The sequence below is a fragment of the Algibacter sp. AS12 genome, assembly GCF_046736315.1.
Lineage (GTDB): Bacteria > Bacteroidota > Bacteroidia > Flavobacteriales > Flavobacteriaceae > Algibacter_B > Algibacter_B amylolyticus.
In genome coordinates this window covers 4,018,812-4,034,115 of record NZ_CP151841.1, presented here as the reverse complement: position 1 = coordinate 4,034,115, position 15,304 = coordinate 4,018,812, and the positions used below count along the sequence as shown (strand labels likewise).

General features: G+C 35.1%; 11 protein-coding genes. 7 read left to right on the top strand and 4 right to left on the bottom strand.

Annotated features, from left to right (window positions below):
- Nucleotides 1–183: 183 nt before the first annotated feature.
- On the bottom strand, nt 184–3,510 hold the full coding sequence (locus AAFN75_RS16420) for a DUF2126 domain-containing protein (RefSeq protein WP_411807383.1): 3,327 nt from the start codon (nt 3,508–3,510) through the stop codon (nt 184–186).
- Between the two features lie 190 nt (nt 3,511–3,700).
- A complete protein-coding gene (locus tag AAFN75_RS16415; RefSeq protein ID WP_411807382.1) occupies nt 3,701–4,741 on the bottom strand; it encodes a GMP reductase in 1,041 nt (346 codons plus the stop codon).
- A gap of 168 nt (nt 4,742–4,909) precedes the next feature.
- Between AAFN75_RS16415 and AAFN75_RS16410 the strand changes: the two genes are divergently transcribed.
- The gene (locus AAFN75_RS16410; protein ID WP_411807381.1) at nt 4,910–6,283 is read left to right on the top strand and encodes an ATP-binding protein; all 1,374 of its coding nucleotides are present in this window, start codon (nt 4,910–4,912) and stop codon (nt 6,281–6,283) included.
- 10 nt (nt 6,284–6,293) lie between these two features.
- Here the strand turns inward: AAFN75_RS16410 and AAFN75_RS16405 are convergent, their stop codons facing one another.
- Together AAFN75_RS16405 and AAFN75_RS16400 are read right to left on the bottom strand one after the other, a co-directional pair.
- Entirely contained in the window at nt 6,294–6,674 is a 381-nt protein-coding gene (locus AAFN75_RS16405; RefSeq protein WP_411807380.1) for a Rid family detoxifying hydrolase, read from the bottom strand.
- An 84-nt stretch (nt 6,675–6,758) separates the two neighbouring features.
- Nucleotides 6,759–9,506, bottom strand: coding sequence for a putative LPS assembly protein LptD (locus AAFN75_RS16400; protein ID WP_411807379.1), 2,748 nt, complete (start codon nt 9,504–9,506; stop codon nt 6,759–6,761).
- A gap of 173 nt (nt 9,507–9,679) precedes the next feature.
- Here AAFN75_RS16400 and AAFN75_RS16395 point away from each other — a divergent pair, with 173 nt between their 5' ends.
- The 6 genes from AAFN75_RS16395 (at nt 9,680) to AAFN75_RS16370 (ending at nt 15,263) form a co-directional block, all read left to right on the top strand.
- Nucleotides 9,680–10,780 (top strand): N-acetylmuramoyl-L-alanine amidase family protein, encoded by a 1,101-nt coding sequence (locus AAFN75_RS16395; protein ID WP_411807378.1) that lies wholly within the window; start codon nt 9,680–9,682, stop codon nt 10,778–10,780.
- A 51-nt stretch (nt 10,781–10,831) separates the two neighbouring features.
- Nucleotides 10,832–11,773: an MlaD family protein gene (locus AAFN75_RS16390; protein WP_411807377.1), complete on the top strand. Its 942-nt coding sequence runs from the start codon at nt 10,832–10,834 to the stop codon at nt 11,771–11,773.
- 5 nt (nt 11,774–11,778) lie between these two features.
- Complete coding sequence (locus tag AAFN75_RS16385) at nt 11,779–13,092, top strand: 4Fe-4S dicluster domain-containing protein (protein ID WP_411807376.1); 1,314 nt, start codon at nt 11,779–11,781, stop codon at nt 13,090–13,092.
- Nucleotides 13,093–13,096: 4 nt separating this feature from the next.
- Entirely contained in the window at nt 13,097–13,750 is a 654-nt protein-coding gene (locus AAFN75_RS16380) for a hypothetical protein (protein WP_411807375.1), read from the top strand.
- A 162-nt stretch (nt 13,751–13,912) separates the two neighbouring features.
- Nucleotides 13,913–14,704: a (Fe-S)-binding protein gene (locus tag AAFN75_RS16375; protein WP_411807374.1), complete on the top strand. Its 792-nt coding sequence runs from the start codon at nt 13,913–13,915 to the stop codon at nt 14,702–14,704.
- Nucleotides 14,705–14,777: 73 nt separating this feature from the next.
- Complete coding sequence (locus AAFN75_RS16370; protein WP_411807373.1) at nt 14,778–15,263, top strand: ABC transporter ATPase; 486 nt, start codon at nt 14,778–14,780, stop codon at nt 15,261–15,263.
- Nucleotides 15,264–15,304: the final 41 nt, after the last annotated feature.

The window sequence follows — 15,304 nt, the reverse complement described above, 5'->3', positions numbered from 1 at the left end:
GGGGTTGTGCGCACCATTGCGTTAGGGATTGAAGTGACATCCTTTTTTTGCTGCCATAAATGGCAAAAAAAGATACAATGGAAAGCCCGACCCTTTTCGGGTAACGCCCAAATTACTTAAGGATGTAATGGTAATAACCATTCCTCATAACACATGTGCGCGCTATGAGGAATGGTGTTGACTTTATTTTTTACGCAAATCGAGCGTGTAAGGAAATTCGAAATTAATTGGCAGCTCTTTGTAGCTAAACTTTTTAGAGCTTTCTTGTTTTTCGACTTTCGATGTACTTTCGCCACCTTGCATGATGCTTTCCTTTTCTTCGATGGTACCTTGAGTGTGCCCAAATTCCCAGAAACGGTTAATGCGTCGCGATTCGGCTTCGTAACTGTTTACCGGATAACTTTCGTACGAACGGCCTCCAGGATGCGCCACATAATAGGTGCAACCGCCAATGGAGCGTTTGTTCCAGGTATCTACGATATCGAAAACCAATGGCGTATCTACATCGATGGTTGGATGTAACGACGAGTGCGGATTCCATGCTTTGTAACGCACGCCAGCAACATATTCGCCTTTTATACCGGTGCTGTTTAATTGCACTTTTACGCCGTTACAGGTAAGTACAAAACGTTCTTCGATAAAATGATTGACTTTTACTTGAATTCGCTCTACGGAAGAATCGACATATCTAGCGGTTCCGCCACCTGTCATTTCTTCGCCTAATACATTCCAAGGCTCGATAGCAGCACGTAACTCTAAATGCACATTATTGATTTGAACCATACCGTGAAGCGGGAACCTAAACTCGAAGAAAGGGTTGAACCAATCTTCTTGAAATTTATATCCGGCTCTGTTAAGTTGCTCTACAATATCCTTAATATCTTCTCTTACATAATGCTCGATTAGGAATTTATCGTGTAATTCTGTTCCCCAACGCACTAAATCATGCTCGTATGGTTTTTTCCAGAACCACGCTACTAGCGTTCTTACTAATAGGTTTTGCATTAAACTCATTTGTGGATGCGGTGGCATATCGAAAGCCCGAAGTTCGAGGATACCCAAACGCCCTGAAGAAGAGTCTGGTGAATATAATTTATCGATACAGAATTCTGCACGGTGTGTGTTTCCTGTTAAATCGGTTAGTAAATGGCGAAACAACCTATCGGTTAACCAAAATGGGACTTCGCCATCTTTTGGTATTTGACTAAAGGCTATTTCGAGTTCGTATAGATTTTCCATACGGGCTTCGTCTATTCGTGGTGCTTGACTTGTGGCACCAATAAATGCCCCTGAGAATAAATACGAAAGTCCTGGGTGATGTTGCCAAAAGGTTAGTAAACTACGTAATAAACTAGGTTTACGAAGTAGAGGACTATCGGCTGGTGATACACCACCTAAAGTCACGTGGTTTCCGCCACCTGTACCAGTATGCTTACCATCGAGCATGAACTTTTCGGTACCCAATCTGGATTGTTTAGCGAGTTTGTATAGCGTTAAGGTGTTATGTGTTAACTCTTCCCAGTTTTTGGCAGGATGTACATTTATTTCGATAACTCCTGGATCTGGAGTGACTTTCATAGATTCTAATCTATGATCTTTTGGAGGATCGTAACCTTCTAAAATAACGGGCAAGTCTAATTTTTTTGCTGTAGCTTCAATGGAAGCAATAAGGTCTAAAAATATTTCGGCAGAGTCCATTGGAGGTAAGAATAAGTATAATTTACCATCTCGAACTTCTGAACATAATGCGGTTCGAATAAAATAGGTGTTATCTATTGGAGCACCATTGTTTACTACATTGTCGTATCGTGTGGCCGCTGTTTTTTTGAAACTTGGTAGTCGTCCTTTTACGGAAAAATTATCGGCCACGAACTGCGGGAATTCGCCATGTTCTGGTTTTCGTATTAAAGAATCTAGGGGTAAACGTAAACCAATAGGGGAGTTTCCGGGTATTAAAAACAAGTGGTTTCTTCTAAAAGTCCAGTCGCTTGTATACCAAGTTCCTAAAGAGTTATTTAATGGTAATACATAACCAACGGCTTTGGATTTACCATCCTTAAGAATCTCTTTAAGTTTGTTTTTTACTAATAGGGCACCATCATCTTTTGTAGGATCGACATCTATAGGTAGTTTACCTTCTTCCCACATAAAATAGAACGCATCCTCGTAAGTGGGAACTATAGTGGTATCTGTAATTCCTAAATGTTTGGTTAAGGTTTCTAGGAATAGAATATCGGCATTTTCTGGAACAATAGGATTATCTGCAAACAAGGATAATAATTTCTTGTTATGCCAAATGTTTCTACCATCTTTTCGCCAACATAATTCTATAGACCAACGCGGTAAAGGTTCTCCGGGATACCATTTTCCTTGTGCTTGATGCAATACACCGCCTTTGGCAAACTCATCATACAGACGTGCCGAAAGGTTTTTGGCTAATTCTCTTTTATGCGGACCATCGGCATCGGTATTCCATTCTGGAGATTCCATATCGTCAATAGATACAAAGGTAGGTTCGCCACCCATGGTTAAACGAACATCGCCTTTTTCTAATTGTTTTTCTACTTTAAAACCTAGTTTGTAAATAGCGTTCCATTGCTCTTCTGTATAAGGTTTGGTAACTCTAGGCGATTCGAAAATACGTTTTACGGAGTTTTCAAAAAAGAACTCTGTTTCGCAAACATCGGACATTCCGGTAACAGGCGCAGCGCTTTCAAAAGTAGGCGTACAGGCTAATGGAATATGTCCTTCGCCAGCTAATAAACCAGAGGTCGCATCGAATCCAATCCAACCCGCACCAGGCAAATACACTTCTGCCCATGCGTGCAAATCGGTAAAATCTTCTTCAGGTCCAGATGGGCCATCTAATGATTTTTCATCAGATTTTAATTGCACCAAATAACCAGATACAAAGCGCGCACCAAAACCTAAATGGCGCAAGGTTTGCACAAATAACCAAGCATAATCGCGACAAGAGCCACTTTTACTATCTAATGTTTCTTCGCAGGTTTGTACACCGGGATCCATCCTGATGTTATAATTTAAGAACTCATATATTTTCTGATTGATATCAATTAAAAAATAAATGGTTTTTCTAGGCGTATAATCTAATGTTTTAAGGAAATCCTGAAGCAGTTTTCCTTTGTCGGTAATTTCTAAATAGGGTAGTAACTCCTTTTTTGTTTCCTCTTTATAAACAAAAGGGTATTCTTCGGCGTATTCTTCAACAAAAAAATCGAACGGATTTATGGTTTTTAAATCGGCTATAATTTCTACATCTATAGTAAGCTCAGTCGTTTTTTCTGGAAAAATTAAACGCGCCATATAATTTCCAAAAGGATCTTGTTGCCAATTGAAAAATTGATTCTCGGGTGTAATTTTTATAGAGTAAGCTTCTATGGGCGTTCTGCTATGTGGTGCAGGTCTTAACCTAAAAATATGAGGTGATAATGAAACTGGTCTATCATATTTATACTTCGTTTTATGAGAAATTACAATTTTTAACGCCATAGTTGTTATTTAATTATTAGATATTACAATTTAAGGGTTTTATATTAAGAAAACACATAAAAAGTCTCAGAATTAATAGTCTTAAATTATCATTTTAATATTTATACTCACTATAAATGCTAAAATTAAAAATCAATTGATTTTTTGCACCATATAGAGAATTAAGTCACTTAAAAATAAGCTTAACTTTTTATTGTGTATAGGTTCTGTTTTCCTGTTCTGCAACCCTAATAAAGGTCGTGCATTTTGTAAGTTCTTTTAATCGTGCTGCACCTACATAAGTACAGGTACTTCGAATACCGCCCAAAATATCTTGTAATGTTTTTTCAACTTTACCTCGATATGGCACTTCTACGGTTTTACCTTCGCTAGCCCGATATTCTGCAACGCCACCAACGTGTTTATCCATAGCAGTTTCAGAACTCATGCCATAAAACTTTCTGTATTTTATGCCATCTCGCTCAATGGTTTCCCCACCGCTTTCGTCGTGTCCAGCTAACATACCACCTAACATAACAAAATCTGCTCCGGCACCAAAAGCTTTCGAGATATCTCCCGGAATAGCGCATCCGCCATCACTTATTATTTGTCCGCCTAAACCATGAGCAGCATCTGCACATTCTATAATAGCCGATAACTGCGGATAACCCACTCCTGTTTTAACACGTGTTGTACATACCGAACCTGGACCAATACCTACTTTTACTATATCGGCGCCAGAGAGTAATAATTCTTCTACCATTTCGCCAGTAACTACATTACCTGCAATAATTACTTTATCGGGATATGTACTGCGTGTTTGCTTAACAAAATCTGTAAAATATTCAGAATAGCCATTGGCTACATCAATACAAATAAATTTAAGTTGAGGATGTTTGGTGATTATTTTTGATAGTTTATCGGCATCATGTTCACCAATTCCGGTACTAACAGCAATATATTTTTCTATGCCTGTAGGTGCGCTTTTTAAAAAGTCTTCCCATTCATTTAGACTATAATGTTTATGTATGGCCGAAAAAAGTTTGTTTTTTGATAGCGCTTTTGCCATTTCAAATGTACCAACGGTATCCATGTTGGCTGCCATTATTGGAATGCCTTTCCAAGTAATTGGACTATGAAGGAATTTAAACTCGCGTTCTAGGTTAACTTCCGATCGACTTTTTAGTGTTGAACGTTTTGGGCGAATCATGACATCTTTAAACCCTAATTTTATTTCGTATTCTATGCGCATTAAAGAACTATTTTTTATTAAATGATTAAAGCTTAAATTTAAGTATTTTCGTAATAAGTAAACCACATAATTCTAAATAATAGTCTTGCTAATTCGTATATTTATAGATAAGTTTGTTAAAAGCGCTAATTAATGAAAGGATTTCCTAAGTCTATAAAACAATTAAAAATGAAAAAGAAGTTATCTTTTTTCATTTTTGGCTCTATAGCTGCCATTTTACTTATTGGATACTTTTACCTTGAAAAGAAAATTTATGCACAAAGCGCTGCCATATTTTTATTTGTTTTAGCCATATTACAGGTTTTGGCATTGCAATATTTTTTAAAAAATCAACTTAAAAATGATGTTGTAGAAAAAAATCTTAGGGCTAGAGCCGAAGAGTTAAAAGAAAGCTTAGAACATGCGGATGAGGTTGCAAACCAAAAGTCTATATATTTAGCTAACATGATTTATGAGGTGCGTACACCACTAAACACGGTTTTAGGTATGCTGAATATGTTAAGGCAAACAGAACTTAATAGCGACCAAACTGCACAGGTTGAAATAGCCGAATATTCTTCAAAACACTTGATGCAATTGGTAAATATGGTTTCGGATAATCAAGAATCTAACGATAAGGAGTTGGAGTTGAATATGCAAACCACCGATTTAAAAACCGATTTATCGCAGCTCTTTAAAATATTAGAATATCAGGCTTGGGAAAAAGGCTTGGAGTTTGAATATAAATTTATATCTGAAGATAGAGGTAAGTTTTTGGTTTTTGCCGATTCGAGAAGAATTCAACAAGTATTAATTAACTTAATTAATAATGCTATTAAGTACACCAATGCGGGAAAAATTTCTATAATAGTCGATCAATCTGTAGGTATTGATAACGATCAAATTATTACTTTTTATATAAAGGATACTGGAATAGGGATGAAGGCTGAAGATGTTAAGCATGTCTTTAATAATTTTGATGGCGTTTATGATAATAAAATCAAAAAGGATTATAGAGGTGGAGGCATGGGCTTATCCATTTCGCATAAATTAGTTGATTTTATGGGCGGCGAGCTCAAGTTGGAAAGTAAAGAAAATGAAGGGTCTACGTTTTATTTCAGCCTTCAGCTTAAAAAGACTTTAAACGTTAAGAAGATTGAGGAAACCAGCGAACCTATATTATCTACTAAATTTAATGTGCTAATTGCAGAAGATAATAGAATGAACCAAAAGGTAATTAAATTCCTTTTGGAGAAGCAAGGTGCCGATTGTACGTTTGCTAAAAATGGTTTAGAGGCTGTGGAGCTTTATAAAATATTGGACTTCGATATGATTTTTATGGATATTTACATGCCAGATATGGATGGGTATCAAGCTACAAAACTCATTAAGGAAACCGATAAATATTATAGAAGTAAAACACCAATTATTGGCGTATCTGCCAGTGCATTTGAGAAGGATATTGAAAAAGCAAAACAAGCTGGTATTGATGATTTTTTACCAAAACCAATTGATGTTTTAAGGCTTAAAGGCTTATTACAAAAGTTTACAAGTTACCATTAAGCCTTAACTTTTATTTTACGGCTATCATGCTAATTTCTACATTAACACTTTTAGGTAATCTCGCTACTTCTACAGTTTCTCTTGCTGGTGCATTAGCATTATTAAAATAGTTTCCGTAAACGGCATTTATTGTGGTGAAGTTATCCATATTACTAATAAATATAGAAGCTTTAATAACGTTTTCAAACGTCATGTCTGCGGCTTGTAAAACAGCTTTTAAATTCTGCATGACTTGCTTAGTTTCCTCTTCTATCGAGTCAAGAACTAATACATTTGTTTCTGGGTTTATAGCAATTTGGCCAGAAGTATATAAGGTGTTACCGGTTAGGATAGCTTGATTATATGGTCCTATTGGAGCAGGAGCATTTTTTGTTGTGATAATGGTTTTCATAATAGTGTGATTTTTAGTTATCCGAAAAAAAGAATTTTCAGTTTACGTTTTTTTAGTCTAATAATACGATCAACCTAAACAGGTTTATAGTTGAATATCGGCTTGCCTACGTTTTTCGTATTTAAGATCGCTTAAGATACTAGATTTAATACCAATAAAGAAATTCCAAGAACTTCTGGTACTAAAAGGAACCCAGCTAAAATTCATGCGCCAACTTAATAAATCACGTTCAAAACGTAACTGTGTATACGTGAAACCTGCATTTTTTAAATCGTAACCCGATGAACCACCTACAGACCATTTTGTGGACAATTCAATATCACCAGAGAACATAAGTGAGTGTGATGATATTTCATTTTGCCGCGCACTATTGCCATAGTTTACAGCATAGGCGACCCTAAAACTCCAGGGTATTTTAAAATTATAGAGTTCACTAGATTCTTCTTCCTTTTCACCCCGTTTCTCGTCTATTTGCTGATTTGAAAAATCTTGAGAAACACCAAACAAATCATCGGCACGACCACCACTACGTCTGTTTTCTTCTAGGTCGGAATCTTTGTCTTTGTTCTTGCCATCTTTACTAGAAAAAGACCAGCTAGCATTCATGTTGGCGTTGGTTAACCTAAAAAGGCTACCACCATTATCAATATTATACGTGTCAATTCTAGTGTTATTATTATCCAAAGCGTAAGGATCTAAAGTAGCTCCAAAATTTATGCTCATTTTGTTTTTAAACAATTGCGTACCACCACTAACACGAACCGGACTCCATTTTAATGAATCTCCAGCAAAATTATACGAGGTAGAAAAGTTTAAGTTATTAAAAATGGTTATTTTTTTATCTTCAGTAGCTGTACTGTCTCTGTCTTTAACTTTCGCTTCAAGATTATTAGAAACAGAAATCCCCATAGAACTTGAAAATGTTTTATTAGGCGTTCCAAAAATGCTTTCTTCAAAACGTGTAAAATCAACATCGCTAGTAGTTAAACCATCTGCACTAACAACCTCGTAAGTATCATAATATTTATCGAAGGCAGGATTAATGTTATAACTAATAGACGGTCTTATAACATGTCTAATAGCTTTAAGCTTCACGTCTTTACCTTCTTTTTCACGATTAAACATACCGTAAATTGTGGTTCCTAAACTGGTGCTAAAGTTATACGTTCTAAAGGCATCAAAACCATTAACGGTTTCTGTTACAACTTCTCTATCGGTAGTATCATAAGTTTTATCAACGGTTTTAAACGTCCAAACTTCATTAAAACTACTGCTAGCACTAGCACTAAAGTATTTAAATAATTTAAAGTTAGTAGATATTGGAATAGAATGTTGAAAACCTGCCTTAGCTTCGTCAAACATTTCTTTTTTAAAGAATAGAGAGTCTGTTGTTGAAATTCTATTCTCTCCACGAATGTTATATTGTAAGTTTATATTCTGTATAATTCCTTTTTTAGAACCATTTTTAGAGGCAAACGGATAAACTCTACCAACGCTTCCTTGAAAAGTTGGAAGTGTCATGTTTATTTCTTCAGTGTTAGTGTTTTGAGAGTGCGTAGCTGTTACACTATAATTAACCTGTGGTTCGCCCTGAAACGTTTTGGAATACGATACAGAAGATGATAAGGTATTATTTAAAAAGTTAGCAACGTTTACCTGGTTAACAGATTGTTGATAGTAAGAACTACTACCTAAGTTAACCGAAGCTGAAAAGCGAGAATTTGGGTTTGCTTTTGAATCTTGACTGTGAGACCACCTTAAGTTATAAATGGTGTTTTTAGCGTAGTCTGAAAATCCACGTTCGCTAGTAATAAGGTTTTCATATCTAAACCCGATATTACCACTGTATTTATAGCGTTTTTTGTATTTGTTTTCTAAACGCAGTCCGTAACTACCATTGGTATAATAATCACCTAAAACAGCTAAATCGACGTAATCGTTAATAGCAAAATAATAACCACCATTTTGTAAAAAATAACCCCTTGTATTTTGCTCTCCAAAGGTTGGAATAATTACCCCAGATGTTTGTGTTTCGCTTTGCGGAAAAAAGCCGAAAGGCAACCCTAAAGGCGTTGGTACATCATATATAAATAAGTTAGCCAACCCAGTAACTATCTTTTTTCCTGGAACAATTTTAGCTTTTCTTAATTTTATATAGTATTCTGGATCTTCTAAATTACTAGCTGTAGTATATTTTGCATCTTTAACAAAGTAAACCGAATCGTTTTCTTTTTTAGTAAGTTCCGATATTACGGTACCTTCACCTTGTTCTGTTTTTGAATTGTAAATTAAGGCCTTTTGGGTTTCTGTATTAAAAACGATAGAGTCGGGCTCTACTACATTACTACCTTGTGTAAAAACTGGTTTTTGACTATAGGCTCCAATAGAATCTGTAATTCCTACAGCGTAAACGGTGTTGGTATTATAATCTATAGTTATACTACCTGCGGTAATATTCATGTCGCCATAATCTATTTTGGCTTCGTTATATAGGTAGAGTTTTTGTTTTTTATTACTGAAAGTCGTGTAATCTTTAGCGTGATACTTCACTACGTTTTCTAACAAATCCTTTTTAGGTTTTATAGAATCTTTTGTTATGGTATCCTGTATTTTCTCTGAAGTATTTAAAACATCGAGACTGTCAACACTAGTAACTAAACTATCCTTAACAGTTCTGTTAATGCTTTTTCCTTTTTCAGGGATATCTTGAGAAAAGCTTAACGTGTTGATAAACACAGTAAAACTTAGTGCAAAAAGTATTTTAAAGTTGTTTGTATGCAACGCTTTTAAATGTATTTTTGTAAAAGTATGGCTCGGTTTTTGAAAAGTCAAAATTACATATATTTTTTTGTGATTGATTTAATAATCAACTAAAAATTTAAAATTAAAATAAACCCACTTTTTTAGCCGTTAAAATCAAATAAATAGTTCATTCTATTTTGGCATCAATAAAAGATGCTTTGTATTGATTTAAGCTGCAAACGATTTAAAATAGTATTCATCAAATGAAAACGAACAAGTTATTAATTTTCGTATCTTTTATAATAGTATTAACATTATCTTCATTTATGACAAGTGATGTTCAAACCGCTAGAAATAAATTTGTAGTTGTGTTAGATGCTGGCCATGGTGGTAAAGATCCTGGAAATTTAGGAAATGGTTATAAGGAAAAGGATATAGCTCTTAAAACCGTTTTAGCCGTTGGAAAGGAACTAGAAAAAAATCCAGATATTAAGGTCGTTTATACGCGTAAAACAGATGTTTTTATCGATTTATTTGTAAGAGGTAAGATAGCGAATAAGGAAAAGGCAGATTTATTTGTATCCATTCACTGCGATTCGCATACTTCGCAAGCTTATGGAGCCGGAACTTTTGTTTTAGGAACACACCGTAATAAAACCAATTTTGAAGTCGCTAAAAAAGAGAACTCTGTAATTTTTATGGAGGAGGATTACGAAAAAAACTATGCAGGATTTGATCCTAACTCACCAGAATCGGTAATGAGTATTTTGCTAAGCCAGGAAGAATATTTAGATCAAAGTATCCAATTGGCAGGTTTAATACAGAAAAAATTCACTAGTAAATTAAACAGAAAAGACAGAAAGGTAAAGCAAGCTGGTTTTATAGTGTTACATCAAACGGTAATGCCTAGTGTGCTTGTAGAATTAGGGTTTTTAACAAATAAAAGCGAAGGTGCTTATTTAAATTCTAGTAAAGGACAAATCCAAATGGCTAATGCTATTAAAGAAGCTATTTTACAGTACAAGCAAAGTCTAGAAACTAATGTTAGCGATTATCAAGTAGGTAATAGCACAATAGAAACAACTTCAAATAATTCTTCTAATATTAGCTTTAAGGTTCAAATAGCAGCAAGTTCAAAAGCTTTAGAAACCAAACCTTATAACTTTAAAGGGTTAAGTACAATTTCTAGAGATAAGGAGGGCGGATTGTATAAATATTTCTATGGTAACACTTCTGATTATGAAAGTATTAAAGGGCTAGAGCGTGAAGCTAAAAACAAAGGTTATAAATCAAGTTTTATTGTTGCTTTTAAAGACGGTAAAAAGATTGCCCTTACAGAAGCTTTAAAATCAGTAACTAATTAGAGGCATTCTTCTTAAATTTATATTAAATTTGTTTATCTAAAGCATTCAATTTTGAAAATAACAAGAGAAGTAAAAACAGGCGTACTCGTATTATTAGGCATCATATTATTATATTATGGTTTTAATTACCTTAAAGGAAGAGACCTTTTTAACTCATCGCTTACTTTTTATACAGAATACGAAAACGTTGAAGGCTTAGTTCCATCTACACCTGTAACTATTAATGGACTTGCTGTAGGACAGGTTACCAAAATAGGCTTTAAAGGCGATGGCTCAGGAAAACTACTTATAGAGCTTTTAGTAGATAGCGATTTTAAATTCTCGAAAAATAGTAGAGCAGAATTATACGAAACGGGTTTAATAGGAGGTAAGGCTATTGCCATAGTTCCTGCTTTCGATGGCGCTGAAACTGCGACAAATAATACCGTTTTAGAAGGCACTATAAAAGCAGGTTTAACCGAGTTAGTAAACCAACGCTTAACACCTTTACAAGAAAAAATAGAAATTATGATGGTCGGTGCAGATTCACTGCTTAGCAATATAAACGATATTTTCGACGAAAAAACTAAAGCACACCTGCAAACAAGTATAGCTGGTTTAAGTTCTACAATAGATTCTTTTAAAAGCACATCAAACTCATTAAACCAATTAATGTTAGCTAATGAAGCTAAAATTGACGCGGTTTTAACAAATGCGGAAAAAGCAACAAGCGATTTAACTAAAATTTCAGGATCATTATCGCAGTCAGATTTAGGACAAACGGTTAAAAATTTAGAATCTACTTTAGCAAATTTTAATACACTTTTGGCTGATTTAGAGCAGGGTAAAGGTACTATGGGTAAATTATTAAAGGATGATCAATTGTATAATAATTTAGAAGGAGCAACTAGCGAATTGGAGGCTCTATTATTAGATTTTAAATTACATCCTAACCGCTACACCAGAATTCTTTCTAAAAAAGAAATACCTTACCAAGAACCAGAATCTAACTAAACACTATGGAATATATACCAAACATACTATTTGCAATAGTACTCTTTTTGGGCGTTGGCTTTTTTGCTAAAAACGTACAAAAGCTAATAAGGAATATCAAACTAGGGCAGGATAAGGATGTTAGCGATAAGAAGTCGCAACGCTGGAAAAACATGGCTATGATTGCCTTAGGTCAAAGCAAAATGGTACGTCGCCCAATTTCTGGGTTTTTACACATGGTGGTTTACGTTGGCTTCATCATTATAAACATCGAAGTTCTAGAAATTATAATAGACGGTTTATTAGGTACACACCGCATTGGGTTAAGTGTATTACCACAATCGGTTTATGGATTTTTAATAGGAACATTCGAGGTTTTAGCATGTCTAGTTTTTATTTCTGTTATCGTATTTTGGATTCGTAGAAATGTTATAAAAATAGCACGTTTCTGGAAAAGCGAAATGACGAGCTGGCCTAAAAATGATGGTAACTATATTTTGTATTTCGAAATGGTATTAATGACGCTTTTTTTAGTCATGAATGCTACCGATTTACAGTTTCAAGCCCTAAACTCAGGTAATGTAATCAGCCAATTTATCACACCTTGGTTTTCTGGGATGCCAGAAGGTACTTTGCATGTAATTGAGCGTGTCGCTTGGTGGATGCATATTGTTGGGATACTAGTGTTCTTAAACTATTTATACTATTCAAAACATTTACACATATTATTAGCCTTTCCAAATACCTATTACGGTAAATTACAACCTAAAGGACAGTTTAATAACCTAGAGGCGGTAACCAACGAGGTGAAAATGATGATGGATCCAAACGCAGATCCATTTGCAGCTCCTGCCGAAGGTGCCGAAGATGACGTGCCAGCCAAATTTGGAGCTAGCGATGTGCAAGATTTAAACTGGGTACAATTATTAAACGCTTATACCTGTACAGAATGTGGTAGGTGTACTAGCGAATGTCCAGCAAACCTAACAGGTAAAAAATTATCGCCAAGAAAAATAATGATGGATACTCGCGACCGTTTAGAGGAAGTCGGTAAAAATATCGATGCCAATAACGGCGAGTTTAAGGACGATGGCAAACAATTATTAGGCGATTACATCACAAACGAGGAACTTTGGGCGTGTACAACCTGTAATGCCTGTGTAGAAGCGTGTCCAGTAAGTATCGATCCGCTGTCTATCATTCTAGAAATGCGTCGCTATTTAGTTATGGAGCAATCTGCAGCTCCAGTAGAATTAAATAACATGATGACTAATATCGAGAATAACGGAGCACCTTGGCCATACAATCAAATGGATAGGTTAAACTGGAAAGACGAGTAAAACTATGAGTCCTAAAACACAAATTATTAAAGGATTTTTATTTAGTACCGTAATGCTTTTTAGTGCTCTTTGTTTCGCACAAAATAACGAACAAGCACTTAAGGAAGTTAATGAAATAGCCCTACAAATGTTCACAGACATGAATAATAGGGATTACAATGCTATTATTGACATGACGCATCCAAAAGTATTCGAAATAGCACCAAAAGATGCCATAAAAGATGTTTTTAAAAGCATGTTCGAGGGGAATGAAGATTTTTCAATAAACATACCCAAAACGGTACCTAACTATAAATTATCAGAAGTTTTTACCAACGAAAAAGATAGTGTAAAATACGTTTTTGTCTCTTACGATATGAAAATGGATATGATCTTTCATAAACAAGAATTCGACGACGAAGCTAAAGCCATGATGAAAACCATGATGGCTTCAAAGGGTATGGATGCTACATTCAAAACCAATAATGCACTCGATATTTTCATGAAAGATCGAATCACCATTATCCTAAAGGACAACCACACAAATAACAAATGGGTTATGGTTAATTACGATGCCGATTCCCCGTTATTCTATAACATTGTTCCAGCTAGCTTGCTAGAAAGTGCAAAAACATACAACCAAGATTTAATGTTATTGCGTAAAAAAGAAGACGAATAAAATAAATTTGGCGTTACCGCAAGGGTCGGGCTTTACGCTATATCTTTTTTTGCCATTTATGGCAGCAAAAAAAGGATGCCGCTGCAATCCCTAACGCAGCAACCAACATTTAATAATAATCCTGCAAAGAGTAAAATCAAAGTAGGTATTAAATAAAATATTATGAGCGAATTACTAAAAGTACCAACAATGGCCGATTTTATGGTAGAAGGAAAACAACCCGAAATATTATTTTGGGTAGGATCTGCAGGTAGTTTTGATGATCGAGCAAAAAAAATAACTAAAGCCTTTGTCAAAATTTTAAACAAAGCCAATGTCGATTTTGCCGTATTAGGAACCGAAGAAAGTTGTACAGGCGATGTTGCAAAACGCGCCGGAAACGAGTTTCTATTTCAAATGCAAGCCGTTACAAACATCGAAATTTTAAACGCTTACCAAATAAAAAAAATAGTAACCTGCGATCCGCATTCATTTAACTGTTTAAAAAATGAATACCCAAGTTTAGGTGGGCAGTACGAAGTTCTACATCATACTCAGTTTATAAATCAACTTATAGCCGCTGGTAGGCTAGAAGGCTTAAACGATACCTATAAAGGCAAACGTATTACATTTCACGACCCTTGTTATTTAGGTAGAGCCAATAACGAATACGATGCGCCAAGAGAAGTGTTGCAAAAAACCAAAGCAACGCTAACAGAAATGAAAAGACACAAGCGTACAGCATTATGTTGTGGTGCTGGTGGTGCGCAAATGTTTAAAGAGCCCGAAAAAGGCGATATGGATATTAATGTACTTCGTACAGAAGGCGCTCTAGAAACCAATCCAGATATTATTGCTACCGGATGTCCCTATTGCAATACCATGATGACAGATGGTGTAAAAGCAAAAGAAAAAGAAAGCGAAGTTCAAGTTCTGGACATTGCAGAATTAATTGCAAATGCTCAAGGTTTATAAAAATATATTCCTGCGAAAGCAGAAATCTAAATTTAAGTTTTAGTTAAAATAAAAACCCCAATAAGTAAATTAAATGCTAGTAGATTTTACAACATTACCAGAAGAATCAAGAGTTTGGATTTACCAAGCCAACCGTTCATTTTCAGAGGTCGAACTTGAAGAAATTCAAGCTAAACTTGATATTTTTATAGGAAATTGGACAGCTCATGGTAGCGATTTACAAGCGGGGTATACAATCAAATACAAACGTTTTATTGTATTAGCTCTAAATCAAGATGTAAGTAAAGCAACAGGCTGCTCCATTGATTCGTCTGTGCATTTTATCCAACAATTAGAAAAAGAGTATAATGTCGATTTAATGGATAAAATGAATGTATCTTACAAACAAGGGGAATACGTGGCTCATAAAACACTTTCAGATTTCAGAAAAATGGCTAAGGATAAAGCCGTTTCTAAAAACACTATCGTTTTCAATAATTTAGTCAATAATATAGCTGAATTTAAAGAAAACTGGGAAGTGCCTGCAAGCGAAAGCTGGCATGGGCGTTTTGTTAAATAAGCCTTATTTAAATTATCATTTTAACTTTTTTCGGTGCTTCT